2 protein-coding genes are annotated in these 1,069 nt (G+C 45.0%); one reads left to right on the top strand and one right to left on the bottom strand.

Annotation, left to right across the window (positions count from 1 at the left end):
* Nucleotides 1–58 precede the first annotated feature (58 nt).
* On the bottom strand, nt 59–787 hold the full coding sequence (locus R7Q48_RS24775) for a redoxin family protein (RefSeq protein ID WP_005465158.1): 729 nt from the start codon (nt 785–787) through the stop codon (nt 59–61).
* A gap of 170 nt (nt 788–957) precedes the next feature.
* Between R7Q48_RS24775 and R7Q48_RS24770 the strand changes: the two genes are divergently transcribed.
* On the top strand, nt 958–1,069 hold a 112-nt coding region (locus R7Q48_RS24770; RefSeq protein ID WP_155481848.1), incomplete at its 3' end, for a LysR family transcriptional regulator.

Below are 1,069 nucleotides of genomic sequence, written 5' to 3'. Positions count from 1 at the left end.
AGACAGGGTGGCCTCCGAGTCAAAGACGCCGGAGACCGGGGGGTAGGCTATGGACAGGTTAGCCTAGGTAAGTTTCTAGCTCTTCGCTACCACCGATGTGTTTACCGCCGATGAATACTTGCGGGACGGTCGTACGGCCTGTAATAGCACGAAGACTGACGGAAGTTGCATCTTTCCCCAAAATTACTTCTTCATATTGAAGACCGTGATCAATCAAGTTTTGTTTGGCTTTCATACAGAAAGGACAACCAGGCTTGGTAAATACAGTGATCGATTCCTGAGTTCTGTACTCTGGTGCGATGTAGTTCAGCATAGTGTCGGCATCCGATACTTTGAACGGGTCTCCTGGCTCATTTGGTTCGATAAACATCTTCTCAATCACACCATCTTTTACCAACATGCTGTAACGCCAAGAACGTTTACCAAAGCCGATGTCATTTTTGTCCACGAGCATGCCCATGCCATCGGTGAACTCTCCATTACCATCGGGAATAAAGGTGATGTGCTCGGCTTCTTGGTCGTGTTTCCACGCGTTCATAACGAATGCGTCGTTTACCGAAATACACAAAATTTCATCAACACCGTGTTCTTTGAACACAGGGAATAGCTCGTTGTAACGAGGTAAGTGGCTAGAAGAACAAGTCGGTGTAAACGCTCCAGGCAAACTGAATACGATCACGGTTTTGCCTTTGAATAGATCATCCGAGGTAACGTTCACCCAAGTATCACCTTGGCGAGTCGGGAAAGTAACCTGTGGTACGTTTTGACCTTCTTTAGATACAAACATATTGATTCCTTTAAAATATTCGAGTGAAGCGTTTAGAGCGTGACTTGTCGTTTGGCTCTGGTTCGTTTTGTTGAGCCCATTATTGTAAAAATCCTTTGATAGCTCTAATCGTTTGATGCTATGGTTTTGATAGACATTGACTATCATCAAATAGAAGCGAATCGTGTGTTATGAATATTCGGGATTTTGAGTACTTAGTCGCACTGGCGGAGCACAAGCATTTTCGCAAAGCGGCAGAGGCATGTTTTGTCAGTCAGCCAACGCTTAGTGGTCAAATACGTA

The organism is Vibrio sp. 378 (assembly GCF_033339435.1).
This window is presented reverse-complemented; position numbering and strand designations above follow the sequence as displayed.